At 73.1% G+C, this 25,793-nt stretch carries 21 protein-coding genes; 12 read left to right on the forward strand and 9 right to left on the reverse strand.

Features of this window, described 5'->3' with window-relative positions; genetic code table 11:
* Positions 1-1,205 precede the first annotated feature (1,205 nt).
* The 8 genes from ABGB11_RS00005 to cofD all read right to left on the reverse strand — a co-directional run bounded on the left by ABGB11_RS00005 (position 1,206) and on the right by cofD (position 11,478).
* On the reverse strand, positions 1,206-1,829 hold the full coding sequence (locus tag ABGB11_RS00005) for a hypothetical protein (protein ID WP_347627385.1): 624 nt from the start codon (positions 1,827-1,829) through the stop codon (positions 1,206-1,208).
* A gap of 402 nt (positions 1,830-2,231) precedes the next feature.
* Positions 2,232-3,284: an ATP-binding protein gene (locus tag ABGB11_RS00010; RefSeq protein WP_347627387.1), complete on the reverse strand. Its 1,053-nt coding sequence runs from the start codon at positions 3,282-3,284 to the stop codon at positions 2,232-2,234.
* A gap of 14 nt (positions 3,285-3,298) precedes the next feature.
* Complete coding sequence (gene kaiC, locus ABGB11_RS00015) at positions 3,299-4,789, reverse strand: circadian clock protein KaiC (protein ID WP_347627389.1); 1,491 nt, start codon at positions 4,787-4,789, stop codon at positions 3,299-3,301.
* Positions 4,789-5,100: a circadian clock KaiB family protein gene (locus ABGB11_RS00020; RefSeq protein WP_347627391.1), complete on the reverse strand. Its 312-nt coding sequence runs from the start codon at positions 5,098-5,100 to the stop codon at positions 4,789-4,791. The genes kaiC and ABGB11_RS00020 overlap by 1 nt, the downstream gene beginning before the upstream one ends.
* A 107-nt stretch (positions 5,101-5,207) precedes the next feature.
* Positions 5,208-6,587, reverse strand: coding sequence for a substrate-binding domain-containing protein (locus tag ABGB11_RS00025; RefSeq protein ID WP_347627393.1), 1,380 nt, complete (start codon positions 6,585-6,587; stop codon positions 5,208-5,210).
* Between the two features lie 7 nt (positions 6,588-6,594).
* Positions 6,595-9,153, reverse strand: coding sequence for a bifunctional FO biosynthesis protein CofGH (locus ABGB11_RS00030; RefSeq protein WP_347627395.1), 2,559 nt, complete (start codon positions 9,151-9,153; stop codon positions 6,595-6,597).
* 88 nt (positions 9,154-9,241) lie between these two features.
* Positions 9,242-10,528 carry a coenzyme F420-0:L-glutamate ligase gene (locus tag ABGB11_RS00035; protein WP_347627397.1) on the reverse strand — a complete coding sequence of 429 codons (1,287 nt, stop codon included), beginning with the start codon at positions 10,526-10,528 and terminating at the stop codon, positions 9,242-9,244.
* Positions 10,525-11,478 (reverse strand): 2-phospho-L-lactate transferase, encoded by a 954-nt coding sequence (cofD, locus tag ABGB11_RS00040; protein WP_347627399.1) that lies wholly within the window; start codon positions 11,476-11,478, stop codon positions 10,525-10,527. The genes ABGB11_RS00035 and cofD overlap by 4 nt, the downstream gene beginning before the upstream one ends.
* A gap of 166 nt (positions 11,479-11,644) precedes the next feature.
* On the opposite strand from cofD, the gene ABGB11_RS00045 reads away from it, so the two are divergent.
* The 4 genes from ABGB11_RS00045 (at position 11,645) to ABGB11_RS00060 (ending at position 17,910) form a co-directional block, all read left to right on the forward strand.
* Positions 11,645-12,598: a hypothetical protein gene (locus tag ABGB11_RS00045; RefSeq protein WP_347627400.1), complete on the forward strand. Its 954-nt coding sequence runs from the start codon at positions 11,645-11,647 to the stop codon at positions 12,596-12,598.
* 216 nt (positions 12,599-12,814) lie between these two features.
* Positions 12,815-13,078 carry a WhiB family transcriptional regulator gene (locus ABGB11_RS00050; RefSeq protein WP_021594342.1) on the forward strand — a complete coding sequence of 88 codons (264 nt, stop codon included), beginning with the start codon at positions 12,815-12,817 and terminating at the stop codon, positions 13,076-13,078.
* Between the two features lie 150 nt (positions 13,079-13,228).
* Positions 13,229-16,447 (forward strand): glycosyltransferase family 2 protein, encoded by a 3,219-nt coding sequence (locus tag ABGB11_RS00055; protein ID WP_347627403.1) that lies wholly within the window; start codon positions 13,229-13,231, stop codon positions 16,445-16,447.
* Positions 16,447-17,910 carry a DUF5719 family protein gene (locus tag ABGB11_RS00060; RefSeq protein ID WP_347627405.1) on the forward strand — a complete coding sequence of 488 codons (1,464 nt, stop codon included), beginning with the start codon at positions 16,447-16,449 and terminating at the stop codon, positions 17,908-17,910. The genes ABGB11_RS00055 and ABGB11_RS00060 overlap by 1 nt, the downstream gene beginning before the upstream one ends.
* Here the strand turns inward: ABGB11_RS00060 and ABGB11_RS00065 are convergent.
* Positions 17,889-18,326: a metallopeptidase family protein gene (locus ABGB11_RS00065; protein ID WP_347627407.1), complete on the reverse strand. Its 438-nt coding sequence runs from the start codon at positions 18,324-18,326 to the stop codon at positions 17,889-17,891. The two genes, ABGB11_RS00060 and ABGB11_RS00065, sit on opposite strands and share 22 nt — an antisense overlap.
* A 168-nt stretch (positions 18,327-18,494) precedes the next feature.
* On the opposite strand from ABGB11_RS00065, the gene ABGB11_RS00070 reads away from it, so the two are divergent.
* The 8 genes from ABGB11_RS00070 to ABGB11_RS00105 all read left to right on the forward strand — a co-directional run bounded on the left by ABGB11_RS00070 (position 18,495) and on the right by ABGB11_RS00105 (position 25,785).
* Positions 18,495-18,737 carry a hypothetical protein gene (locus ABGB11_RS00070; RefSeq protein WP_347627409.1) on the forward strand — a complete coding sequence of 81 codons (243 nt, stop codon included), beginning with the start codon at positions 18,495-18,497 and terminating at the stop codon, positions 18,735-18,737.
* Positions 18,734-19,411, forward strand: coding sequence for a response regulator transcription factor (locus ABGB11_RS00075; protein ID WP_347627411.1), 678 nt, complete (start codon positions 18,734-18,736; stop codon positions 19,409-19,411). The genes ABGB11_RS00070 and ABGB11_RS00075 overlap by 4 nt, the downstream gene beginning before the upstream one ends.
* A gap of 111 nt (positions 19,412-19,522) precedes the next feature.
* The gene (locus ABGB11_RS00080) at positions 19,523-19,903 is read left to right on the forward strand and encodes a DUF3499 domain-containing protein (RefSeq protein WP_347627413.1); all 381 of its coding nucleotides are present in this window, start codon (positions 19,523-19,525) and stop codon (positions 19,901-19,903) included.
* A gap of 131 nt (positions 19,904-20,034) precedes the next feature.
* Positions 20,035-21,390, forward strand: coding sequence for a phosphomannomutase/phosphoglucomutase (locus ABGB11_RS00085; RefSeq protein WP_347627414.1), 1,356 nt, complete (start codon positions 20,035-20,037; stop codon positions 21,388-21,390).
* Positions 21,391-21,433: 43 nt separating this feature from the next.
* Entirely contained in the window at positions 21,434-21,616 is a 183-nt protein-coding gene (locus ABGB11_RS00090) for a Trm112 family protein (RefSeq protein ID WP_138636623.1), read from the forward strand.
* A complete protein-coding gene (locus tag ABGB11_RS00095) occupies positions 21,613-22,758 on the forward strand; it encodes an SIS domain-containing protein (protein ID WP_347627415.1) in 1,146 nt (381 codons plus the stop codon). The genes ABGB11_RS00090 and ABGB11_RS00095 overlap by 4 nt, the downstream gene beginning before the upstream one ends.
* Positions 22,759-23,811 carry a cation diffusion facilitator family transporter gene (locus ABGB11_RS00100; RefSeq protein ID WP_347627416.1) on the forward strand — a complete coding sequence of 351 codons (1,053 nt, stop codon included), beginning with the start codon at positions 22,759-22,761 and terminating at the stop codon, positions 23,809-23,811.
* Positions 23,812-24,210: 399 nt separating this feature from the next.
* Complete coding sequence (locus ABGB11_RS00105; protein ID WP_347627418.1) at positions 24,211-25,785, forward strand: sensor histidine kinase; 1,575 nt, start codon at positions 24,211-24,213, stop codon at positions 25,783-25,785.
* The last annotated feature ends 8 nt before the right edge of the window (positions 25,786-25,793 follow it).

Consider the following 25,793-nt stretch of genomic DNA (forward strand, 5'->3'; position numbering starts at 1 on the left):
GACCTCTCTACCGAGGGCTCCACGCCCATTTCGGGGTGTTCCGATCTGTCCGCGCGCCTGCCTGCCCGTGCCCGTTCATGCCCCAGAAGTCCCTGCTGTCCTAATCGATCTTGCAGAGAAAACCTCAGTAGCCAGCGCTCGATCGCAGCTGCGCGGGTATTTCGGCTGATGCCGATCAGCCGAAATACCCGCGCAGAACCGATACGCAGGCGGCCCGACGGGTACGATCCTTCGGATACAGGCGACGGCACTCCCTACCCGCCCAGGCCGATGCCCGCCGCCCTCGAGGCGGCTTATGGGCATGCTGCCGGGGGTGTGGGCGGAGACGATCGGTCTGCTCCCGCGGCTTCTGCTGCGGCGCGCGGAACCGCGGCTTCCGCGGCCCGCTGCGAGAATGGTCCGGCGTCGGGGGAGCAGCATCCGTCCGTCCAGGGCGATGCCCACCGTCGTGCCGGGAGGGACGCTGGGGGTGCGGGGAAGCTGAGGGCGTGGTCACAGGACGCCGTGCCCCGACATCCGGCGTAGGCGGAGCAGCCACCCGGGTCCCCGCGCTCACCGGCTGCGTTGAACTCGACGAAGCTCGAACGTCCGACCATGGACCGAGCTGAAACATGGCCGTCAACCCCGCAACGGCGACCGAACCGATGATTTCAGGAGCCGCCCAGCGGCGATCACGTTGCCGACGGTGGCTGACACGCGGCTTGATGCGCCACGGTTCATCAAGACCAAGCGGACCGCGCTGATTCGACGAGGGAGGTTGATCATTCACCATCCTTCCTGGCTACCAACAGCGATCACTCCAACACAATTCGGCACGCCGCCTGTAGCGACGAATACGCTCGCGGCCGCGCCCCGCAACCCTCACCGCTTCCATGGCCTTTGCCATGAGCTGGATTCGGCAAGGTCAACGTCCGGGCGCTGTTCCAAGCGCAGGAGAACCTCGCGGCCTCCCCACCGCGGCACGTCACTGACCGCAGCTGATCTGCCATATCGCTTCCCCGAGGCGGCTACGACAGCCAGGTAGCAGCGTTGGCCTCAGCCTGCTTTGCGCTGGAGCGTGTCGTCATGCGGCACAGATGCGGTCGCGGATGCGCTCAGCGGCGGGGTCGTAGCACGCGAGCGTTGTGTCGAGTTCGGTCATCCGGTCAGTGACCCGGGTGGAGGCGACGCGTCCTGCCAAGGTGATGGCGGTGGCGGTCGCGTGGTCAGCAGCGTCGAGGTCGCCTGCGACGGTGTAGGCGCGGGCGAGGCCGCTGTGGTCGAACGCCTGGGAGCGGACGCGTCCTGCATAGCCGGATGCCGTGCTCGATCATGGTTATGGCTTGGCGGGCGAGGGTCGGGTCATGCTCGGCGGCGAGCATGCTGGCGATGCCGAGGGTGGCGCGGAATTCGGCGGTGTCGAACCAGCGGACCCATTCGGGGTCGGTGTCGTCGGTGGCGGCTAGACCGTCTGCGGCGGCTGCGGTTGCGCGGGTGAATCCGGCCAGGTCGCCTTTGATCGCGAGTGCCCGGGCTTCGAGGGAGGCTAGGACCGCCTTGAACCGGCCGTTGGGGAGTTGGCGGGTGCCGTACTGGGCGAGTTGCACCATCTCCAGCGCGTCGTCGACGTGGCCGAGGTGGTTGGCGACGCGGGACAGGCAGTTCAGCAGGTGGGCGGCTAGCGCGAGGTCGCTGGCCTCGGAGGCGGCGCGTAAGCCGAGTAGTAGGTAGCGCTGGCCTTCGGCGGAGCGGCCGGCGTCGTGGGTCATCCAGCTGGCGACGCTGGCGAGGTCACCGATGGCAGAAAGCAGTTCACGGCCGACGGCGTCGCTGGCGCGGCCGTGGAGCATCAGGTCGGTGCTCGACTTGAGCTGGACGACGACGGCGGTTCGGGACAGGCCGCTGCCGTGCTCGTTGTCCCAGGTCCGAAACGCGTCGGTGGTGGCGCGGATTCGCTGGGACGTCGGCCAACCCGATCCGGCCGGGGCGCGGCCTGGTCCGCAACCTGCCCGAAGACGCCATCGGACACTTCGTCGAAGCCATCTGCGCCCGCTGACCGGCCTGTGCAGCAGCCTCCGAGCCCGGCGGTGGGCGACCGGTCGCCTCTTGTAGGAGCACCGGCGGCCGAGTCGCCCGCCGCCACCCGGATTCCAGAACGCCACCTGCCGGATCCCCACGGCAGGGCCGGCGGCACGAGCACCGTCGCTGGAGCGCGGCCCCGCGGGGTGGCACCGCCGGCGTTCCTGCGTTCTTCATTTCGGTGCCTGCGGCAGGCGAAGGCAGAAGCAGGAGCCCCGGGGCTTGCCCGGCCGGTAGTAGGCTTCCCCGTCATTGGCCTGGGCCAGCCGCCGGACGATCCATAGGCCCAGCCCTGATCCGTCGGTGTGGCGCTGAATTCCTTTCGCGCGGGTGAAGCGTTCGAACAGCTCGGGCACGAATTCCTCGGGTATGCCCGGCCCGCCGTCGCACACCTGGATCTCCACGACACCGTCCGCGTCGGTCGTCCGGATCTCGATCGGCGGGGCTCCGTAACGGAAGGCGTTCTGCAGGTAGTTGACCAGCATCTCCGCCAGCTCGCCGCGATCGGCCAGCACCTGGACCCCGGCGTCGCAGTAGACGTGCGCCTCGCGCGACCGCTCACCCAAGTCGGCCAGGCATTGCAGGGCCACTTCCAGCACCGGCACCGCCTCGCGGGGTGGGTGCGGGAGTCTCCCGCCGGTCCTGGCCGCGGTCAGAAGCCTGTCCGCGAGTGACTGCAGGCGGGCGACGCGATCGGCGACCCGGTCGAGGGTCTCCTTCCGCTCGTCCGCGGTGAGGTCTTCGGACGGGTCGCGGAGCATGTCGATCAGAAGGCCGATCCCGGCCAGGGGGTTCCGGATCTCGTGGGCCATGACGGCGATCAGCGTTCCCTGGACGTCCAGTTCGGCTTCGAGTTGTTCCCATGTGCGTCGCTGCAGGGTGATGTCGCGGAGCACGGCCAGGTGCAGGCGCTGTCCCGACACCGTCGTGGTGCTGGCGCGCATCTCGACCACCCGGGTGCCTCCGCCCGGCTGCACAAGATCTATCTCGGTGGAGCGGCCGCCGACGAGCGGGTGGCCGAACGGGCTGCCGATCAGTTCGCTCGCCGGGCGGCCGAGCAGTTCCTGGGCCGCCGGGTTGCAGACGCGGATGACCCCCTGGTCGTCGACCGCGACGAGCCCCTCCGCCAGCGCCGACACCAGGGCGTATCCCGCCTCGGCCGCGAAGTCGGTCGGCCGCGACGGTCCGGTGTCCGGCGCGCCCGGCGGCCCGTCGGGCTCACGCACCTGAGCTCATCGGTTCAGTCTCCCGGCCGGTGCGGCCGCTGTTCGGGCGGCGTGACGGCCATGTCCGGGAACGGGCGGAACCCGGCGGTGTAGCGGTCTCCCACACGCATGCCGGTCTGATCGATGTCGACACGGCGCACGGTGGGATCGTGGGCCGATCCGCGGCTGTGCAGCACGGCGATGACACGCTGGACCGTCCCGGCGTACTCGGCGTAACGCAGCAGGACCATCACGTCGGTGACGCTGGCGATCTCGACGGCCGGAGCCCTGGAGTCCAGTATTCGCGCGTCGGACGGGGATGCCGTGAACAGGGTCGTGATCTCGTGCTTGCGCGCGAGGGCGCCCAGCGCGATCACGAAGTCCAGCAGCGTCCTGGTCGCGCCTCTGCGCTCCAGAGCGGACAGGCTGTCGATGATCAGCCGGGTCGGTGCGAAGTCGGCGATGTTCTTTCTGATGCTCAGGAAGTGGTCCTCCACCGACGCCTCCTCCGGGTAGGCGGTCGTGATCCGCAGCAGCCCGGAGGATTCCATGGCCTCCAGGTCCATGCCCCAGCCGGCGGCGTTGCGGTGGAGCTGGTCACGGGTCTCGTCGAAGGCATAGAACAGGCTGCGCTCGCCCGCCTGGAACGCCGCGTCGGCGAATTTCAGGGCCATGAGCGTCTTGCCGGAGCCCGATGGCCCGGTCACCAGGACCAGAGCGTCACGATAGACCCCGCCGTCGACCATCTCGTCCAGGTCTGGAACCCCGGTGGACACCCGTTCCTGCGACGCCCGCTCGCGCGGGGTCAGGAACGCCAGGGGAATGATGACCAGGCCCTCCGCCGGGTCGATGGTGAACAACCACTCCCCGGTGCGGTGCGTGGTACCGCGGAACTTGACGACCTCAAGTGTCCGGCGGCGCCTCTCGTTCTGCAGGACGTTGCGAATGATCAGGACGTTGTCCAGGACGAACTCCTCGACACCGTGCCGGGTGAGGTGGTCGTATTCGTGGTCGCGTTCGGTGGTCAGCACCGAGGTGACCCCGAGCGACTCCAGCATCCGGGTGAGCCGGGACAGCTCGCGCCGCACCATCTCCCGGTCCTGGAAACGCATGAGCAGTGTCGCCAGCGAGTCGACCGAGACCCGCTTGGCCCCCACCTGGCCCACAGCGTGCTCGACACGCGACATCAGACCCCCCAGGTCGTAGTCGCCGACCGTGAGGGTCTCCTCCTCACGGACCGAGACATCGACGAAGGCCCACTTGCCGTCGCGCTCCCACTCCGCGATGTCGAAGCCGAGGGAGACGGCGTTCGTCCGGAGGTCCTCGGGCGCCTCATCGAATGTGACGAATACTCCCCGGTCTCCGAACTTCATGATCCCCCGGGCGAGGAACTCCAGAGCGAACAGGGTCTTCCCGCTGCCTGTCGTACCGGTGACCAGCGTGGAACGACTGGCCGGGAGCCCGCCCATGGCGACCTCGTCAAAGCCGCTGATCCCGGTCGGAGTGCGCTGAACCCCGGCGGCCATCACCGCCTCCTCTCCTCCGGAGACGACCTGCCGGCCTCGACCAGCCCGAGGAAGCCGGCGGCCTTCCGGTGGTCGGCCAGGTCCCCGATGACCCGGACCTCCGGAAGCGGCATGATCCTTACCGCCATCGGTGTGGCCAGGACACCGTCCCGCTCTGCCAGCTCCGGCCGGTCTGACACGTCGACGAGGTCGATCTCGTGGCGGTCGGGCAGGTAGGTCTCGCACAGCAACCGCAGATTGGCCAGCGCGGTGAGCGACCGTGGCGTCCGCCCCGCGATGTACACCCTGAACGAGTAGACCGCCGCCGCCATCACAACCGCCGCGTCGTCGGGCGACCCGCCGTCACAACCTGCTCCGGAATTCGGATCACCTTTCCGTACCGCCGCCGCTACCACCGGCCACGGCACCCTCGCGCGCATCACCCGGGCCGACCCCTGTCAGTCACAGTCGTTACCCGGACGGCCACGAAGACACCAGAGTTGAAGAGTCCGGGGATGGCCATTGACGCCAACTTGGGATTCGAGCCTTCCTCCGGACAGAGCCGCCGCGACCGGGCGGCCGTGTGGCTCAGTCCGCGCCGTAGCCACCGCCGCCCGGCGTCTCGACGACGAAGACGTCTCCGGTGCCCACGGGTGGGGGTGGGTGGCCAGGTGCGCGGGCGCGGAGGTGCGGCCGTCGGTCGAGGCCGTCCTGCGGGAGCTGCGCCACTCCGCGGACCTGCTGGTCGAGCGGCGGCCCAGCTGCGTCCGCGGCGCTCCCTGATCAGGTCGTCCAGGACGAGAGGGCCGCGTCGATCTCCCGGCGGGTGGGGATGCGGAGCGGGCGCGGGGCCGCCTCCGGCAGGCCGTGCCCGCGGGCGTAGGCGGCGGCCAGCGTGCCGTCGGGTGCACGGAACCCCGCTTCCTGGAGGGCGTCGCGGGCCGAGCGCGTCCCCAGGGCCGCCTGGAACGCCCCCCGCGGCGTCCCGCCGCCGCTGGTCCTTCGCCGTCACGACGTAGGGGTGGTCGAGCATCAGCGTGCCCTCTTCCGGGACGAGGCCGACGGCGGGGTTCGGCCGGTGCGTCCCGTTGTAGGCGATGACGGCCTGCTCGGTGGTGACGATCACCGGGCGGTCGAACCGTTCCGCGCCGGTCAGCCCGGCGAGCACCGCCGCCGACCCGCCGGCCGCGGCGTCCATACGGCTCGGGGCGCGCTTGCGGAGCGCCTCGGCCACGTCATCGGCCTTGCCCTCGGCGACCTGCCCCACCGCGATCATCGCGATGGCGCCGCTCATGCCGACGCCCGGGTCGGGGGCGGTCCGGGCCAGGCCGAGACCGCCGGCCTTGCCCTTGAGCAGCAGCGTCCAGCCGATATCGACCCCGGCGTCCCCGAACTCGCGGGCCACCGGGCGGGTCGTCGCGAGCACCACCGGAGTGGAGGCGACCGGCGTCCCGGCGACCGGGACGGACGCGTCGCCGGCCTCCCGGACCACGCCCAGCCACAGCGAGGACTCCGGCACCCACGCGTCCGTCCTGCTCGCGTCGCCCCGGTAGGCGGTGGGCGGGGTCGCGGTGACGCGCGCGTGGGCGCAGCGCCCGCCCACGCGGTGCTTCTCCACGTTGAAGCGGGACGCCACGTCGCTCAGCGCGGGCGCGATCTCCGGCTGCGCGGCGACCGTGATCCGCACCTGCCCGGAACAGGACGCCGGTCCCGGGATCAGCCCGGACGCCCAGGCCCCGCCCGCGGCGCCCGACAGCACCAGCGCCGCGGTCGCCCAGACGGCCTGACGCCGCAGGAGCGGGCGCGCCTCTTCGTCCACGCATCAGTCATACAGGACGGGACACCGGCGTCAGAGACAGCCTCCCGAAGTGGCCGATGCCGTCCGTGCGGCGAGCGGCCTCCAGACGTTCCGCGGGCACCTCGCCGTAGAGCGTCGTGCGCTGCCTGGCCGGCCGCCCCGCACGCGCCGCGATGGCCTCCAGGTCGCTGATGGGCTTGAAGGAACCGTTCTCCGACCCGGCCATGCGGCTGATGGTCTCCTCCATCAGCGTCCCGCCCAGGTCGTTCACGCCTCCTTGCAGGACGCGCGTACACAGCTCGTCCCCCAGCTTCACCCAGGACGTCTGGATGTTGGAGATCGCGCCGTGCAGCAGGATGCGCGCCAGGGCATGGACCGCGATGTTCTCCCGCACGGTGGGCCCGGGGCGTGCCAGCCCGGCGAGGTAGATGGGCGAGTTGTGGTGGACGAACGGCAGCAGCACGAACTCGCTGAACCCGCCCGTCCGCTCCTGGATGGACCGCAGCAGCTTGATGTGCGCGACCCAGTGCGCGGGCGTGTCCACATGCCCGTACATCATCGTGGACGTCGTCGGGATCCCGAGCTCGTGCGCGGTGGTGACGACCTCCACCCACTGGTCGGCGGGCAGCTTGCCCTTGGTCAGCACCCACCGGACGTCGTCGTCCAGGATCTCGGCGGCCGTCCCGGGCAGCGAGTCGACGCCGGCCTCCTTCGCCGCCACCAGCCACTCCCGGATCGACAGGTCCGTCCGGGACGCGCCGTTCACGACCTCCATCGGGCTGTAGGAGTGCAGGTGGATGTCGGGAGCCCGCTTCTTCACCTCGCGGGCCAGATCGAAGTAGGCCGTTCCGGGCAGATCGGGGTGGATGCCGCCCTGCATGCAGATCTCGGTGGCGCCCGCCTCCCACGCCTCGTCCACCCGGTCCCCGACCTGCTCCAGGGACAGCGTGTAGGCGTCGGCGTCCGTGCGGCGCTGCGCGAACGCGCAGAACCGGCAGCCGGTGTAGCAGACGTTCGTGAAATTGATGTTCCGCGTGACGACGTAGGTGACGTCGTCGCCGACCGCGTCCCGGCGCAGGTCATCGGCCAGCGAGGCGAGCGCGTCCAGCTCGGGGCCGTCGGCGTGCAGCAGGGCCAGCGCCTCGTCGTCCGACAGCCCGCCCGGGTCCTGCTCGGCGCGCGCGAGAGCGGCCTTGACGTCGGCGTCGAAGCGCCGCGGGGCGGCCATGCGCTCGCGCAGCGCGTCCCAGTCGCCGTAGACCTCGTCGAAGTCGTCCCGGCGGTCGCTCGTCCGCCCGGTCGTGTCGATCTCGGTGTGCAGGTCGGTCCGCCCGGACGCCTCGAAGCCGCCGTCCGGCTCCTGCCAGGGACGGCCCTCCAGGACGGCGTCCTCCCGCGCCAGCCCGGTCGCGGGATCCGCCAGGGCCGCGACGTGCCCGGTCAGCCGCGGGTCCAGCCACGGCTCACCGCGCCGCACGTACTCGGGATAGATCGTCAGCCGCTCGCGCAGCGCGAACCCCGCCCCGGCCGTCCGCTCCGCCAGCTCGTCGATCTGCGGCCACGGCCGCTCCGGGTTCACGTGGTCCGGGGTCAGCGGCGACACCCCGCCCCAGTCGTCGATCCCCGCCCGCAGCATCAGCGCGTACTGGTCGGCGACCAGGTTCGGCGGCGCCTGCACGCGCGCCTTCGGGCCGAGGACGAGCCGCGTCACCGCGATCGTGGCGGCCAGCTCGTCCAGCTCGGTGTCCGGCATTCCGCGCATCTTGGTGTCCGGCTTCGCGCGGAAGTTCTGCACGATCACCTCCTGGATCGCGCCGTACTCCCGCATCGTCCGGCGGATCTCGAAGATCGCGTCCGCGCGCTCCTCGACCGTCTCGCCGATGCCGATGAGGATGCCGGTCGTGAACGGCACGTTGGTGCGCCCGGCGTCCTCCAGCACCCGCAGCCGGACGGCCGGGTCCTTGTCCGGCGACCCGAAGTGCGGGCCGCCGCGCTCGCTGAACAGGCGCGTCGCCGTCGTCTCCAGCATCATGCCCATGGACGGCGCGACCGGCTTGAGCCGCTGGAAGTCGCGCCAGGTCAGCACGCCCGGGTTCAGGTGGGGGAGCAGCCCGGTCTCCTCCAGCACGCGGATCGCCATGGCGCGCACGTACGAGAGCGTGTCGTCGTAGCCGTGCGCGTCCAGCCATTCGCGGGCCTGCTTCCACCGGTCCTCGGGCCGGTCCCCGAGCGTGAAGAGCGCCTCCTTGCAGCCCATCTCCGCGCCCCGCCGCGCGATCTCCAGCACCTCGTCCGGGCTGAGGTAGGGCGAGTCCAGCTTGTGGGGGACGGTCGCGAACGTGCAGTACCCGCAGCGGTCCCGGCACAGCCGGGTCAGCGGGATGAACACCTTGCGGCTGTAGGTGATGACGCCGGGGCGGCCCGCGGCGTCCAGGCCGGCGTCCCGGGTGCGGGCGGCGTAGGCGAGCAGCTCGTCGAGCTGCACCCCGCGCGCCTGCAGCAGTGTGGTGGCCTCGGATCGGTCCAGTGTCTTGCCGTCACGCGCGCGGGCCAGGGCCCGGCGAAGAGCGGAGCTCGTGGCGTCCATGCGGGCACTCTATGCCAATCGTCATAATTTGTGCCCCGCCGGGGCCCACCAAAAAGGACAGCCGCGGATCTTCAGGAACTATTCCCCGTCAGCGGACCTCGATGAACGTGTCCGGGCTCCGGGGCGGGCGCTCGCGCGGCGGCGCGGCCGCGCGGCCGACCCCCACCGCGCCCATCGGGTCCCACTCGTCGGGCAGGTCGAGCACGTCGCGCACCACGTCGCGGCAGAACATCGTGCTCGACACCCAGCACGAGCCGAGCCCCTCCACCGCCAGCTGCACCAGCAGGTTCTCCACGCCCGCGCCCGCCGCGACCACGAACATCTCCCGCTCGGCGCGCGACCGCCGCTCGTCCGGATAGTCGTGCGACCCGTCCATGACCAGGCACGGGACGACCAGGTACGGCGCCCGGCGCAGCACCTCGCCGCGCCGCAGCCGCTTGGTGATCGACTCCTCGGAGAAGCCGTCCCGGCGCAGGTCGGCCTCCCAGGCGTCGCGCATCGCGTCCAGCAGCCGCGTCCGCGACTCCGCCGACTCCAGCAGCACGAACCGCCACGGCGTCGTGTGGTGCGGCGCCGGCGCGCTGATCGCGGCGGCCACCGCCCGCCGCACCGCCGCCGGATCGACCGGCTCGGCGGTGAACTCCCGGATCGTCCGCCGCGCGTACAGCACCTCCGAGGGCCCGAACCGGAACATGTCCTCCTCGGGCGGGCGCACCAGCGCCCGCGCGCCCGGCCCGTCCTCCCGGGTGACCAGCTCGGACAGCCCGCGCACCACCGCGATCGGCACCCCGCCGAGCTTGCCCTTCACCAGCTCGCCGGCCGCCGCGATCTCGTCGGCGACCGCGGTGATCGTCGCTTCCAGCCGGTTGCCGTAGGCGTCGTCCCGCCCGCGCAGGTCGCTGAGCGGCTCCAGGCCGGCGACGCCGATCGCCGCGTCCGTCAGCCCGTTGCGCCACGGCCGCCCGAGCGTGTCGGAGACGATCACGGCGACCTCGGCCCCGGTCCGCTCGCGCACGCCCGCGCGGATGCGCCGGGCGGAGGCGTCCGGGTCCTCCGGCAGCAGCAGCACCGTGCCGGGACGGGTGTTGGACGCGTCCACACCCGCCGCGGCCAGGACGAGCCCCTGCCGCGTCTCCACGATCCGGGTCTCGCCGCGCGCGTGCGCCCGCCGCGCGATCACCCGCACGGTCTCGGCCTCGATGGCCTTCTCCCGGTCGTCGGCGACCAGGACCCGCCCCTCCGCCTTGCTGACGATCTTGGACGTGACGACCAGCACGTCGCCGTCCTCGACCACGCCCGCCGGCACCAGCGCGGCGATGTCGTCGCCCTCCGCGACCTCCGGCATCCCCGGCACACCGAACACCCGCACGTTCACAGCGCGTCCTCCGCCCGCTTCAGCTCCAGCGCCAGATCGAGCGTCGCCCGCGCGATCGCCTCGGTCTCCTCGGGCCCGCTCATCAGCAGCGGCCGGGACCGCACCTCGATCCCCTCGACCCGCACGTCCGCGTCGGCCTCGTCGACCAGCCACCCGTCCAGCAGCCCGAGCCCGTAATGCTCGGCGACCGCCCGCGCCGACGTCTCCACCCCGATCGCGGTCAGGCACGCGTCCGCCATCCCCCGCACCGGCGCCCCGCCGATGATCGGGGAGACGCCCACCACGGTCTTCGCCGCCACCGCCTCGCGGATGCCGGGCACCGCCAGGATCGTTCCGATGCTCACCACCGGGTTGGACGGCGGGAACAGCACCGCGTCCGCCTCTTCAACGGCCGCGACCACGCCCGGCGCGGGCTTGGCGTCCTCCGCCCCGACCGGCGCGATGGACAGGGCCGGGACGGACGCCCGCAGCCGCACCCACCACTCCTGGAAGTGGACCGCCCGCCGTCCCTTCTCGTCCTCGATCACCACATGCGTCTCGACCTGGTCGTCGGTCATCGGGATCAGGCGCACGCCGGGCTTCCACCGGTCGCAGAGCGCCTCGGTGACCGCCGACAACCGGTACCCGGCCTCCAGCATCTGCGTCCGGACGATATGCGTCGCGAAGTCGCGATCCCCCAGCCCGAACCACGCGGGCCCGACCCCGTACGCGGCGAGTTCCTCCTTGACGGTGAACGTCTCGTCCGCCCGCCCCCAGCCCTGCTCCTCGTTGATGCCACCGCCGAGCGTGTACATCACGGTGTCGAGGTCAGGGCACACCCTCAGCCCGAACAGCGAGATGTCGTCCCCGGTATTCCCGATAACCGTGACCTCGGCCTCCGGAGCCGCCCCCCGCAACCCCCGAAGGAACCGAGCCCCGCCAATCCCTCCGGCCAACACCACGATCTTCATATAGAGAACCCTATTACCCAGTGGGGTGCCCCCCTGGAACCCCCGTTACGGGCGTTGAACGTCCTCCGGCCGCCCGACCCGCACGGGGCGCGGGGGTCGCCGCTCCGGGATCAACTGTGCAAAGCTTTGCCGTGTAATCGGATTGCCTCGGTCTGGAGATTTCACCGTGAACAAGGATGCCGTCCAGCGCCTGCGCGAACCGGCCGCCTGGGTCCTGCTCGCCGCGGCGGGTGTGCAGTTGCTCGCGGGGATCATCTCGCTCCTGGGCGGCGGGGGAAGCTTCACCCTGCGCGCGCTCGGCCAGACCAACGACGGGGTGTTCCTCCAGGTGGGGATGGTCGGCCTCGTCGCGCTGGCGATCGGGCTGACGGCGCTCGGGCCGGCCCCGACGCCGCAGGCGCGGACGATCACCATGGGGGCGCTCGGCGTCCTCGGGGGGACCGCGCTGTTCGGGGTCATCTCGTGGCTGGGCGGGATGCTCGCCGACTCCGACTACGCGGGGGCGGTCACCAAGCTGACCTCGTTCCTCATCGGCGCCGCCGATCTCGCCGTGGTCGGTATCGCGGGATGGTTCGCCTTCACCGTCTTCCAGGCGTTGCAGCCGCCGCGTCCCCAGCCGCAGATGCAGCCGGGCTACCCCGACTTCGGCTACCAGCAGGGGCAGCCGGGCCAGCCGGGCCAGCCGGGGCAGCAGTACGGGCAGCCCCAGCAGTACGGGCAGCAGCAGTACCAGCAGTACCAGCAGTACGGCCAGCAGCAGCCGGGCGCCGAAGGGCAGCAGCCCGCGCAGCCCGGCTACGAGCAGCAGCAGTACGGGCAGCCGGGGTACGGCCAGCAGCAGGACTACCAGCAGCAGTACGGCGCCCAGGGCGGCTACCAGGCGGGCCAGCCGGGGTACGAGCAGCAGGGCTACGGCCAGCAGCCGGGGTACGGCCAGCAGGGCCAGCCGCAGGAGGGCCAGCAGCCGGCCGAGCAGGAGGACATGGGCGAGTGGACCCGTGCCTACGGCGGCTCGGGCCAGGAGCAGGACCCGCAGGGGACGCAGCCCGCGCCGCCGCAGGGCGGCGAGCAGGAGGGCGGCGACTGGTACCGGGACAACCGGCCCCCTCCGCCGCAGTGAGCGCCGCACCGTTACCCGCCGATTAACTGATCTTCATCGGAAGGTCAGCTCGCCCATCCCGGCATAAGCCGTTTTGTCGCCCGGGAATGCCTTCCGGCTTGACGGGGCGCCCGCTACACGCGTGTAATTTCGTCGGTGTAGTTTCAATGCCTTCCCGGGGGAAGGAACCGGAGGGAAGGCATTGACCAGGGGGTTCCACGGGCAGGGAGGTGCGCTGTGAGCGAGGTGGTCATCCCGCTGGCGCACGGCACAGACGGCGAAGAGTTGGGCTGGCAGGAGCGCGCCCTGTGCGCGCAGACGGACCCGGAGGCGTTTTTTCCGGAGAAGGGCGGCTCCACTCGCGAGGCCAAGAAGGTGTGCCGGGCATGCGAGGTGCGTACGGAGTGCCTTGAGTACGCGCTGCAGCACGACGAGCGGTTCGGCATCTGGGGAGGGCTTTCCGAGCGGGAACGCCGCAAGCTGAAGCGCCAGGCGGTCTGACCCGGCGGGTCGCGCCCCGGGATCTTGGGGGATCCGGAGCGTGCCCGCGCGGCCACGCGTACAGTAAGCAGCCGTGCCGGCCTCGGTGGCCGGCACGGCCGCTGTCATTCTCACCCCCTGCAACCCGTCGTCTTACAGATCGAGCGACCCTTGGCCCCCACTCTCGATCGCGATGTCGTCACGGCCGTCCTCGTCGCGCATGACGGCGCCCGGTGGCTGCCGGAGACGCTGAAGGCGCTGCTGACGCAGTCGCGTCCGGTGCAGCGCCTCGTGACCGTGGACACCGGAAGCCGCGACCGCGGCCCCGCCGTCCTCGCCGAGGTCGTCGGCGACCACGAGATCCTCACGCTGCCCCGCACCACCGGCTACGGCGAGGCCATCGCCGAGGCGCTCCGGCAGGGCGCCGCGTCCGCCCCCGTCCCCGACGACGAGCCGGGGAACCCGCGCACCGAGTGGATCTGGCTGCTGCACGACGACTGCGCGCCCGACCGGGACGCGCTCGACCGGCTGCTGCGGACCGCCGGCACCGACCCCAACGTGGCGGTGCTCGGCCCGAAGGTCCGCGACTGGGACGACCGCCGCGTGCTGCGCGAGCTCGGCGTCTCGGTGGACGCCGCCGGACGCCGCGACACCGGCATCGACCGGGGCGAGTTCGACCAGGGCCAGCACGACGGCGTCCGGGACGTCCTCGCGGTCGGCAGCGCCGGGATGCTGGTCCGCCGCGACGTGTGGGAGCGGCTCGGCGGCTTCGACGTCGAGTACGGCCTCTTCCGCGACGACCTCGACTTCTGCTGGCGGGTCCACGCGGCCGGGTACCGGGTGGTGACGGCGTCCGACGCCGTCGTGTACCACGCGGAGGCGTCCCGGCGCGGGCTCCGCGAGACCGGCATGACCGCCGAGCACCCCGCCCGCCGCGACCGCCGCAACGCGATCCACACGCTGCTGGTCAACCAGCCGCTGCCCGCCATGCTGCGCGCGCTCGTCCGCACCGTGTGGGCGTCGCTCTTCCACGCCCTGTACCTGGTGATGACGAAGCGGCCGGGCGCGGCCCGCGAGGAGCTGCGTGCGCTCGCCGACGTGCTCCGCGCCCCCGGACGCGTGCGGCGGGCACGGGCCGCGCGGGCGGAGGGCCGGACGCGCGTGCACCGCAGCATCCGGCGGTTCCAGCCGCGCTGGGTGGTGCTCCGCCGGATCAGCGAGGCCTTCTCGGAGTACCTCGCCACCCACGAGCGGGACCGCGAGGAGGAGGACGACCTCACGGCGGACGAGCCGGGCCCGATCCGCCGGTTCCTCGCCCGTCCCGGCGTCATGCTGGTGCTCGCGCTCACCGCCGTCGCGGTCGCCGCCGAGCGCTCCCTGCTCACGGCCGCCGGACGGCTCGGCGGCGGCGCGCTCGTCCCGGCGTGGGGCGGCGCGAGCGACCTGTGGGCGCAGTACCTGTCCGGCTGGCATCCGGTCGGGCTCGGCAGCGACGCCGGGAGCCCTCCGTACGTCGGGTTCCTCGCCGTGGTGTCCACCGTCCTGTTCGGCAAGCCGTGGCTCGCGGTGTCGGTCCTGCTGCTCGGCAGCGTCCCGCTCGCCGGGATCACCGCCTACCGCGCGTCCCGGCTGCTCGTGGTCGAGGCGCCGCGGACGGGACGGCGGGCCCGCGCGGCCGGCCGCCGCATCCCGGTGTCGGCCGTCCGGGCCTGGTTCGCGGCCGTGTACGCGCTGCTGCCCGCGGCGACCGGCGCGATCGCGGCCGGCCGGCTCGGGACCGCGGTCGTCCTCGTCCTGCTGCCGCTGATCGCCGTGCACGCCGCCCGCGTCTACGGCTACCCCCGCTCGGAGGCGGCGGCGCTGGACGTGCGGACGCGCCGCAAGCGGGTGGGGCGGGCCGCGTGGACGGTCGCGCTGCTGCTCGCCGTCGCGATGTCCTTCGTCCCGCTGGTCTGGCTGATCGCCGCCCTGGCCGCCGGGGTGGTGTGGGCGGTGCTGGACCGGCCGGGACGGCAGGGGCGCCGCCACCTCGCCGTCGCGCTCGGCGTCCCGCCGCTGCTGATGCTCCCGTGGACCGCCGGCCTGCTGCTGCACCCGTCCCGGTTCCTGACGGAGGCGGGCCTGCACCGGCCGTTCGAGCCCGCCACCGCGGCCGAGCTGCTCGTGCTCGACCCGGGCGGGCCGGGCACGCCCGCGCGGTGGGCGCTCGCCGGGCTGCTCGCGGCGGCCGTCCTCGCCCTGCCGCTGCGCAGCCGCCGGGGCCAGGTGATGGCGGGCTGGCTGCTGGTGGTCTTCGGGCTGCTCGTCGCCGTGCTGACCAGCGCCGCCACCGTCACCAAGGGGGCGGACGAGGCGCCCGTGTGGCCAGGGGTGGCGCTGCTGTTCGCGGGCGCCGGGGCGCTGCTCGCCGCGACCGCCGCCGTCCAGCGCGCCACGGAGGCCGTCGCGGGCAGCCACCTGATCTACAAGGCGGGCGGGGCGGCCGTGATGCTGGTCGCGCTGACGGCGCCGCTGCTGTGCGCCGCGCTCTGGGTGATCGGCGGCGCGGGCGGTCCGCTCGGGAAGACCGACCCCGACACCGTCCCGCAGTTCGTGCACGCGCCCGGCGGGCCGAGGACGCTCGTGCTGCACCGGGAGCCGGCGGGCCGGATCTCCTACACGATCCTCCGGGACGCGCGCCCCCGCCTGGGGGAGTCGGAGGTCGGCGACGGCGGCCGGGCCCATGACCGCCTGGACGACCTCGTCGCAGGCCTTGCCGCCGGGCGCGAGGGCGACGACGGGACGGCGCTGAGCCGGATGGGCGTCCAGTACCTCCTGGTGCCGTACCCCGCGAAGGACCCGCTCACCAAGGTCCTGGACGCCTCGCCCGAGCTGACCCGGCTCAGCCGCACCGGCACGTTCGCCGTCTGGAGGCTCCAGGCGGCGTCCGGCCGGCTGATGCTCGTGCAGGGCTCGACGGTCACGCCCCTTCCCGCCGGACGGATCGGCGCCCGCGTGCGGATCCCGGCGGGGACGGGCGCCCGGACCCTCCTCCTGGCCGAGCCGGCCGACGGCGGGTGGCGGGCCACGCTGGACGGCAAGGAACTCAAGGCGCGGACGGTGGACGGCTGGGCGCAGGGGTACGCGGTGCCGGCCGCGGGAGGCACGTTCGAGCTGACCCGCTCGATGACGATGCGGCACATCTGGGTCGTCGTCCAGGGCGTCGCCGTCCTGCTCGTGGCCGTCCTCGCCCTGCCCGGCGCCCAGGCCGACACCCTGATGCTCACCGGTGAGCGGGAACGCGGGCGCCGCGGACGGCGGGGACGCCGCCGGGCGCACGGTCTTCGCGTTCGCCATGAGACGCCGCCCAAGGAGCCCGAGAAGGAGCCCAGCCCCGAGGAGGTGGCCTGATGGAGAAGGTTCTGCGGCTCCTCGGCATGCGCTACGCCACGGCCGCGCTGATGCTGGTCGCCGTCGCCGCCCTGTACGGGGCGGCGTCCTTCTCCCGTCCGGGCGAGGCGTCCGGGGAGGGCCGCGAGGCGCCGGTCACGAGCGCGGTCGTGGTCTGCCCGGGGCACGAGGGCGGGCGGCTCGCCGTCCAGTCCCTCCCGCAGAAGAAGCGCGGCGGCCGCGTCGCCATGACGCCGACCAAGGGCGGCTCCGAGCTGGCGTCCATGACCTCGCCCGGCCAGGGCTGGGACGAGGACACCAAGTCCGGGGAGGACTCCTTCACGCTCCGCGCCACCGGCGCCATCGCGGGCGGGCTGGAGGCCGAGCAGACCACCCACTGGGGCGGCGGACCGGACCGGGGCCTCGCCGGTGCCCGCTGCGCCGCCCCCGGCACCGACCTGTGGTTCATGGGCCCGGGCCCGGTCTCCGCCGACGAGCTCGACCTGTACCTGACCAACGTCGACTCCCAGCCCGCGTCCGTCGACCTCAGCGCCCTGTCGGGCGAGGGGCCGCTCGACACCACCGAGGGCCGCGGCACCCCCGTCGAGCCGTACACCACGAAGATCGTCCGGATCGGCGAGTCGGCCGAGGGGCTCGGCGACATTGTGAAGACCGCCGCCGACCTCGCGCTCCGCGTGCGCACCTCCAGCGGCCGGGTGGCCGCGTCACTGCGCGCGCGGGCCGGCAAGGGGAAGGGCATCGAGTGGGTGCCGCAGTCGCCCGCGCCCGCGACGTCCCTCCTGGTGCCCGGCGTGCCGGAGGGCTCCGGCAAGCGCCGCCTGCTGGTGGCGGTGCCCGGCGAGGCCGACGCCCGGATCACCGTGCGGGTGATCACCTCGGAGGGCTCGTTCGCCCCGCAGGGCCAGGACATCCTGGACGCGCCGGGCAGGAGCGTGACCGCGGTCGCCCTCGACGCCGCCCTGTCCGGCCGGACCGCGAGCGTCCGGCTCACCGCCGACCGCCCGATCCTCGCGGGCTTCGCCGCGGAGCGGGGCGCCGACATCGCCTACGGCACCGCCACGCCGCCGCTGCGCTCGACCGGGCCGGGCATCGTCGCCGACAACCGGTTCGACGCGTCCGTCGTCCTGACGGCTCCGGCCGGAGCGGCGACCGTGCGGGTCGCCACGATGAACGCGCAGGGCGGCGGTGCCCCGCAGGAGGTCAAGGTCCCGGCCGGCCGGACGGTCGAGGCGAAGCTGGAGGCGCCCGGCGGGGCCGGCGGGGACACCGCCTTCGGCGCCGTGATCACACCGCAGCCCGGATCGGGGCCCGTCTACGCCTCCCGCACGCTCGCCAAGGGCAAGGGCGACGGCTACCTGTTCACGGTGCTGCCGATCGTGCCCGCCGCCACGACGCTCCGCCTGCCGGGCACCGCGGACTCGCAGGGCGCCCTGATCCCCGGTCAGTCGTCCGGGCCGTCGTAGCTCGGGTCGACGGACCCGGGGGACAGGCCGAGCAGGTCGGCGACCTCCTCGACCAGCAGGTCGCGGATCAGGTGGGTGAGCTCGGCCTCGCCGTTCGCGCGGGCCTCGACGGGACGCCGGTAGACGACGATGCGCGCCGCCCGGTCGCCGGCGGGCGGGGGCGGCACCTCGGTCCTGCCGAGCGGGACGGGGCCGTCGAACCACGGCTCGACGGCCGGGACCTCCTCGACCGTGAACTCCACGCGGGCCAGCTCCCGGCCCCAGCGCGCGCCGAGCCGCCGGACCTCGTCGTCCACGAGGTCGGCGAACCGTTCCGCCCGGGTCCGCGAGACCGGCGCCTGCGGGGGTGTCAGAGGACCGCGGAGGCCACGACCGTGCCGGTCGCGGCGCCGCACGCCTGCCACACGGGATCGCACGCCTCAAGAGTACCTCCGCCGGCGCGGCGGCTCCCCGCAACGGGCTCGTCCGGAATACCTCGTACAACGGTTTATTTATGTCCCTCTGTCGCGAAAAGAGTGGTTACAGTGGCGAGGACATGGCTCCCGGGCCCGTGTGGCCGCTGGTGCATGAAGGGCCGGTTTCCCGTGAATCCCCTGTTCCGGCATGCGCGCCGGAGCCGCGACCAGGTCACCGTCGCCGCGGCCATGGCCCTCGCCGTGGGACTCCTCCTCGGGGGCGTCGTCGGCATGGCCGAACGCGCCAGGCGCGCCGGCGGGCGCCTGTGCCTGCGCTCGGCCCCCGGACGCGGCACCACCGTCACGGTGACCGTCCCGTACGCGTCGCGGCCCGCCGCGGACGCCTCCGGAGCGATGGAGCACGCCCCATGAACGGCCTCCTGAGCGGCCCTGCGGACGGCCCTGCGAGCGACGGGGTGCGCGTCCTCGTGGTGGACGACAACCCGGTCGTCCGCGCCGGCCTGGTGAGCCTCCTGGAGGCCGGCGGGGTGGACGTCGTCGGCGTGGCCGTCGACGGGGCGCACGCCGTGGAGCAGGCGAGGCTGCTGCGCCCCGACCTCGTCCTGCTGGACGTGCGGATGCCCGGTGTGGACGGCATCGCCGCCGCCGGGCCGCTCAGCGCCGTCGCGAAGGTGCTGATGCTGTCCTACGACACCGACGCGGACGTCATCGGCCGGGCCATCCGCAACGGCGCGTCCGGCTACCTGGTGTACGGGGCGTTCGGCGTGGAGGAGCTGGTCGCCGCCGTCCACGACACCGTGGCCGAGCGCGCCAGCCCGCTGTCGCCGCCCGCGAGCCGCGCCGTCGTCGAGGCGCTGCGGGCCGAGCCCGCCCCCGCGCCGCCCGTCCGCGACGATCCGGGCCTGTCCCCGCGCGAGGCGCAGGTGATGGACCTGATCGCCCAGGGACGGTCCAACGGCGAGATCGCGCAGATCCTCGTGGTGTCGGAGTACACGGTGAAGAACCACGTCAACCGCATCTTCGCGAAGCTCCAGGTGCGCACCCGGGGCGCGGCCATCGCGCGCTGGCTGGGCACCGCACGGTAAGGGTTCGGGACCATACGGAATGTAGTTGTTACCCCGGAAATCGACCGGTAACGGCGACACGTGCGCCGGGGTGGTGGCGGAGCCGGGTGGGGGGAGGTACGGTCAGCCATCGTGAGCCCCGTCCGCACTTGCTCCCGCACCGCCTGCAAGGCGCCCGCAGTGTTCACGCTCACGTACGTCTACCGCGACTCCACCGCGGTCCTGGGGCCGCTCGCCACGTACGCCGAGCCGCACTGCTACGACCTGTGCGCGGAGCACTCCGAGCGGCTCACCGCCCCCATGGGGTGGGAACTGGTGCGGCTCCCCGTCGAGGAGGAGTCCGAGCCCAGCGCCGACGACCTGGAGGCGCTCGCCGACGCCGTCCGCGAGGCCGCCAAGCCCGCCGCGGGCTCCGGCCAGGAGCCGGTCGGGCAGGGCACCGAGGTCGGCCGCCGCGGCCACCTGCGGGTGCTCCGCTCCGAACCCGCGGGAACCCAGCCCGGCCAGGAGTGACGCCCCGCGCCTCCTGACCCTGCCCCTGACCCTGACCTCTGACACCGCGTCGAGGCCGGTGGCGTCCGCCCTTCCCGGTAGGCTCGTGAACCCGTCGTTTTCCGCTGGGGTCATTCGGACAGGGAGCAGGAGTGGGCGACCTCGCCACGATCTTCAAGGCGTACGACATCCGCGGCGTCGTGCCGGACGAGCTCGACCCCGCGATCGCCGAGGCGGCCGGCGCGGCGTTCGTCCGGGTCACCGGCGCGGACGCGGTCGTCACCGCGCATGACATGCGCGAGTCGTCCGGCCCGCTGGCCGCGGCGTTCGCGCGCGGCGCGACGTCCCAGGGCGCGGACGTGATCGAGGCCGGGCTCGGGTCCACCGACCTGCTCTACTACGCCAGCGGCAGCCTCGACCTGCCCGGCGCGATGTTCACCGCGAGCCACAACCCCGCCCGGTACAACGGGCTCAAGCTCTGCCGGTCCGGCGCCCGCCCGGTCGGCCGCGACACCGGGCTCACCGAGATCCGCGAGATGATCGAGAACGGCGTCCCCGCCTACGACGGGGAGCCCGGCACCGTGTCGCGGCGGGACGTCCTGAAGGGCTACGCCGAGCACCTGAAGACCCTGGTCGACCTGTCGTCGATCCGCCGGCTCAAGGTCGTCGTCGACGCGGGCAACGGCATGGGCGGGCACACCGTCCCGTCGGTCTTCGAGGGCCTGCCGATCGACCTGGTGCCGCTCTACTTCGAGCTGGACGGCACCTTCCCCAACCACGAGGCCAACCCGATCGAGCCGGAGAACCTGCGCGACCTGCAGGCCAAGGTCCGCGAGACCGGCGCCGACATCGGCCTGGCCTTCGACGGCGACGCCGACCGCTGCTTCGTCGTGGACGAGCGCGGCGAGATCGTCGCCCCGTCCGCGATCACCGCGCTGGTCGCGACGCGGGAGCTGGCCAAGCACCCCGGCTCCCCGATCGTGCACAACCTGATCACGTCCAAGGCCGTCCCGGAGATCGTCGCCGAGAACGGCGGCACCCCGGTCCGGACGCGGGTCGGGCACTCCTTCATCAAGCAGACGATGGCGGAGACGGGCGCGGTCTTCGGCGGCGAGCACTCCGCGCACTTCTACTTCCGCGACTTCTGGTTCGCCGACTCCGGCATGCTCGCGGCCCTGCACGTACTCGCCGCCCTCGGCGAGCAGGACGGCCCGCTCTCGGAGCTGCTCGGCGAGTACACCCGCTACGTCGCGTCCGGCGAGATCAACAGCGAGGTCGCCGACCAGGGCGCGGCCGCCGCGGCGGTGCGCGACGCCTTCGCCGGGCGGCCCGGCGTCGCGATCGACGAGCTGGACGGGCTGACCGTGAGCGACGAGGCCGCGGGCTGGTGGTTCAACCTGCGGCCGTCCAACACCGAACCGCTGCTGCGCCTCAACGCGGAGGCCGGCGACGAGCGCACGATGGCGGCGATCCGCGACGAGGTCCTGGCCCTGGTCAGGGCGAACTGACCCGGTCCGGGCGAACCGACTGCAAGGGAGATGTGACGCTGCCATGACGATGAAGCTGGACTCCTGGCTCCTAGAGATCCTCGCCTGCCCCAACTGCGGCGGTGACCTGCGGGCCGACGAGGGGGCCGACGAGCTGGTGTGCACCGGCTCGTGCGGCTACGCCTACCCCGTCCGGGACGACATCCCCGTTCTCCTCGTGGACGAGGCCAGGACCCCCGCTCCGTGAACACCCTCGACCCTTCGCGCCTTGAGGACGCGGAGACGGCCGAGGCCGCCGACCCCGGCGGGATGCTGCGGCAGGTCGCCTCGTCGGCCTCGCAGGTCAGGGAGGCGCAGCGGGCGGCGGCCGAGGCGGGCATCGCCGGCCTGGCCGAGGACGGCAGGCCCCGCGCGGTCGTGGTGGCCGGCATGGGCGCCTCGGGCGTCTCGGGCGACGTGCTCGCCGCCGTGTGCGGCGCGGGCTGCGCCGTCCCGGTGTTCACCGTGCGCGGGTACCGGCTGCCCGGCTGGGTGGGCGCGGCCGACCTGGTCATCGCGGTGTCCTGCTCCGGGAGCACGGAGGAGACGCTGGAGGTCGCCGCGGAGGCGGCCCGGCGCGGATGCCGGCTGCTGTTCGTCGGCACGGCGGACTCGCCGCTCGCCGCTCTGGCCGACCAGAGCCGCGGTGTCTTCGTCCCCGTCCGGTCCGCGGGGCAGCCCCGCTCGACGCTGTGGGGCCTGACCGTCCCGCTCGTCCTCGCCGCCCGGACGCTGCGCCTGGTGGACGTCCCCGACGCCGTGCTGGAGTCCACGGCCGCGCTGCTGGAGGACGTCGCGCACCGGTGCCGGCCGTCCAGCGAGCCGTTCGTCAACCCGGCCAAGCGGATCGCGCTCGATCTGGCGGGCGACGTGCCGATGGTGTGGGGCACGTCCGCCGTGGCGGGCGCCGCGGCGGCCCGGCTGTGCGGCCAGCTGAACGCGAACGCCAAGTACCCGGCCGTCCTCGGCGAGGTCCCGGAGACGGGTCACGACCAGCTGATGGCGTTCGACGGGGTCTTCACGCGGGCCGGGTCATCGTCCGACCCCTCCGACCCGGAGGACTTCTTCCGCGACCGTGCCGACGACCCTGAGCACGGGCTGCACCTCGTCGTCCTGCGGGACGTGGACGAGCATCCGCGGGTGCGCGGCCGGTGCGACGCGTCCGCCATGATCGCCCGAGACCGGGGCGTCGCGGTCACCGAGCTGAGGGCCGAGGGGACCCATCCGCTGGAGAGAATCGCGACTCTGATCGCGTTGGGCGACTATGTCACGGTTTACTTGGCTATCGCGCTGGGCGTGGACCCTACGCCAGTGCCTGCCATGGAAGAGCTCAAAGCGAGGATTGCGTAGATGAGTGCTGAGGGCGGAACGAAGGCCATCGTCGCCGCACTGGCCGCCAACCTCGGGATCGCGGTGTCGAAGGCCGTCGCGTTCGCGTTCACGGGTTCGTCGTCGATGCTGGCCGAGTCGATCCACTCGGTCGCCGACTCGGGGAACCAGGGCCTGCTGCTGCTCGGCCGCAAGCGGTCCGAACGGGACCGGACACCGCAGCACCCGTTCGGCTACGGCCGAGAACGCTACTTTTACGCGTTCGTCGTGGCGGTCGTCCTGTTCACGGTCGGTGCGGCGTTCTCGCTGTACGAGGGCTACCACAAGATCTCCCACCCGGAGGAGGTCAAGGCCCCGGCCTGGGCGTTCGGCGTGCTGATCGTCGCGATCCTGCTGGAGACGTTCTCGTTCCGCACCGCGATCAAGGAGTCGAACGAGGTCCGCGGCGAGCAGTCGTGGTGGTCGTTCATCCGCCGCGCCAAGGCGCCCGAGCTCCCCGTCGTGCTGCTGGAGGACCTCGCCGCCCTCGTCGGCCTCTTCCTGGCCCTCTTCGGCGTGACGGCGGCCGTGGTCACCGGCGACGGCGTCTGGGACGGCGTCGGCACCGTGGCGATCGGCCTGCTGCTCGGCGTGATCGCGACGATCTTGGCGATCGAGACCAAGAGCCTGCTGATCGGCGAGGGCGTCGACCCGCAGACCGAGCGGCGGATCGTCGCCGCGCTGGAGTCGGTCGAGGAGGTCGCCCGGCTCATTCACATCAGGACCGAGTACATCGGCCCGGACGCGCTGCTCATCGCCGCGAAGATCGCCGTCCACCACGACGACACGGCGGCCGAGGTGGCCCGCGGCATCGACGCCGCGGAGGCGAAGATCCGGGAGCAGTTCCCGGTGGCGAAGCTCATCTACCTGGAGCCGGCGCTCGACGAGGCGTCCCGCATGGGCGCGGCCGACGGCGGCGGGGGCCCGGACGCGGACGCCGATCCGGACGCGGACGCCGATTCCAGCACGGACGCCGACGTGGACGCGGGCGGTGGGGACGCGGTCGTGACCCCGGACGCTCCCGGCCAGTCCTAGACCGGCCGGTTCCCGGCGGGCCCGCTCATCGGCGGGCCCGTCAACGGCATGGGACCCCTCGCCGGGCGACCGCGGACGTGCCGGCCGACCCCAGCCCAGGCGAGACCGGCGAGTGCCTCCGAGGAGGCGCACCGCGGCCGTCCGGCGAGGCGCTTTCCCATGCCTCCCCGCCCGGACCCCTGAAAACCGGGCGGTTCTGGTGTGACCGCGGCGGCCCCGCCGAACCCCCTACGTCGGCGCGACCACCGTCGCGGTCACGAGTAAGACACTACGTTCGCGGTGCTTACCGGCACGTCCCCCTCAAGGAGGGATCACGGGTGGTACTCCAGGTGGATCCCGATCGGCCGCATACATCCGCACGGTGAGGTGTCCGCCCGCCTCAGCGGTCAGTATTGAGGGGTGAGCACCGATGGCAAGGCCCGGACCGGACCCGACCCCGCGGGGTTCGGCCCAGCCGTCGCGCACCACGCGTGGCGGCTGTCCGGCCGGATCGTCGCGGGGGTCGGCCAGCTTCTCCTCTGGATACTCACCGGCATCGGCACCCTGCTGCGCCCGCTCGTGGTCAAGCTCGGCACGCGGCTGACCGGCTCGGCGGGACGCCGGCCGGCCATGGGCGCGCCCGGGGCGCCGCCCGCCCCGGCGGGGGCGACGGCGCCGCTGCCCCGGTGGCTCAACGCCTGGAGGGAGGTCGCCGGCTCCTGGTACTTCGCCCCGCTGACCGGGCTCGCCCTGACGATCGCGGCGCTGGCGGAGCTGGCGCCGCGCGTCGACACGCCGCTCAGCCTCGCCGGCGGGTTCGCGGTCGCGGCGACGCTCCCGCTCGTCTGGCGCCGGGAGAACCTGCGGCCGGTCGCGGCGGTCGTGCTCAGCGCCTACGCGGCGAGCCTGCTCACCGGGCAGATCCTCCTCGTCACCACCGGCTTCGCCGCCCTCTACACGCTGTACGCGCTGGGACGGCAGCTGCCCCGGCAGTCGACCGGCGTCCTCGCGGTCGGCAGCGTCGCCACCATCGCGGTGGTGTACCTCGCCGCCGGGACGCTCGACGACGTTCCGTGGCCCGCGCCGATCGTCGCCGTCCTCGCCGCCATCGGGCTCGGGGACGCGCGGCGCGTCGTCGAGACCGCGGGGCGGACGGAGGCGGAGGCCGCCGAACGCACCAACGAGACTCTCACCCGGCTCAACACCGTCCAGCGGGAGCAGGCCGTGATGCGGGAGCGCGCCCGCATCGCCCGCGAGCTGCACGACGTCGTCGCGCACTCCGTCTCCATGATCGCCGTGCAGGCGGAGACCGCCCCGTACACGATGGAGAACCTGTCGCCCGAGGCCCGCGCCGGCTACACCGAGATCGCCAAGACGGCCCGGGAGGCGCTGGTGGAGATGCGCCGGCTGCTGTCGGTGCTGCGCGCCGACGCCAAGCCCGAACCGGAGGCGGCCAACTCGCCGCAGCCGCGGCTGGACCGGCTGCCCGACCTCATCGAGCAGCACCGCGGCGCCGGCGGCCACGTCGACCTCGCCGTGCACGGCGACCCGCGCGACTTGTCCGCGACGGTCGAGCTGTCGGCGTACCGGATCGTGCAGGAGGCGCTGACGAACGCGCGGCGGCACGCGCCCGGCGCCGGGGTGCGCGTCGACCTGACCTTCCTGCCGGACCGGCTCGCCGTCCGCGTCCGGGACGACGGCGCGTCCGCGCCCACCCAGGTCCTGAACCGGCAGGATCCCGGTTCTCGTACAGCGGTACTGGACGACCCCGCGGGCCCGACCTCCGTGGACGCCGGACGCACCCGCCTGGAGACGCCGGAGTCCGGTGGCGGACACGGCCTCGTGGGGATGCGGGAACGTGCGACGATGCTGGGCGGGCGGTTCTCCGCCGGCCCGGCCACCGAGGGCGGGTTCCTGGTGGAGGCCGAGCTTCCGCTGACGAGGGAGGGGAATTCCATCCGTGGACACGGTTCGCAGGCGCCCCCCGGCCGCTGATCCGGCCG

Origin of the sequence: Actinomadura sp. B10D3 (assembly GCF_039871695.1) — a bacterium.
In the GTDB taxonomy this organism is placed as follows: Bacteria; Actinomycetota; Actinomycetes; order Streptosporangiales; family Streptosporangiaceae; genus Spirillospora; species Spirillospora madurae.